The following is a 695-nucleotide window of genomic DNA, read 5'->3' as shown; positions in this document are numbered from 1 at the left end:
CCCAGGCCGGGCCCGGCGGGGGAACCGGCGGGGCCGGCGGGTACGCCTGCGGGCCGGGCTGGCCCCACTGCCCTTCCAGGCGGGTCAGCGCCTCCAGTTCGCCGTAGTCCAGGAAGATCCCCCGGCAGTTGCTGCACTGTTCGATCTGGACGCCGTTGCGGTTGTAGGTGTGCATCGCCGCGTGGCACTTCGGGCACTGCATCATCAGCCCCGACTCCTCACTGTTGGTTCCTGTTTCGCGTTACCCCAGGACAGACTCCGTCCGGGGCCGGTCGGTTGCACCCTACGGCGCGGACATCCGCGCGCAGGCGGCCACCAGCGCCTCCTCGACCTCGTCCAACGCCCGCCCCTCGGCCTGCGACTTGGTGATCGCGCGGGCGGCGGTCTGCACGGTCAGGACGCGTGCGACGACGTCCAGAGCGGCCCAGGGGTCGTCGTGCCCGGCGAGCGCGGGGCCGTCGGCGTCCCGGTAGGCGGTGAGGAAGCGGTGCCACTCCTGCGGCGGGAGGAGGCCGCAGGCGTACCAGGCGGCGGGACGGGCGAGGTCCCAGGCCTGGACGCCGGTCCCGAGGTCGTCGACGTCGATGAGCCGCCAGCCGTCCGCCGTGCGGACCAGCTGGCCGAGGTGGAGGTCGCCGTGGCACAGCCCGCCGTCCGGCATCGGCGCCTCGCCGCGGGCCCAGGCGGGCAGGCGG

General features: G+C 74.5%; 2 protein-coding genes. Both read right to left on the bottom strand.

What is annotated here, in order from left to right; genetic code table 11:
• Window positions 1-202, bottom strand: a 202-nt coding sequence (locus ACVNF4_RS36715; protein ID WP_461807134.1) for a TFIIB-type zinc ribbon-containing protein, incomplete at its 3' end; no start/stop codon positions are given.
• A gap of 81 nt (window positions 203-283) precedes the next feature.
• On the bottom strand, window positions 284-695 hold a 412-nt coding region (locus ACVNF4_RS36710; protein WP_461807133.1), incomplete at its 5' end, for a phosphotransferase family protein.

The organism is Streptomyces sp. S6, assembly GCF_054880855.1.
This window is presented reverse-complemented; position numbering and strand designations above follow the sequence as displayed.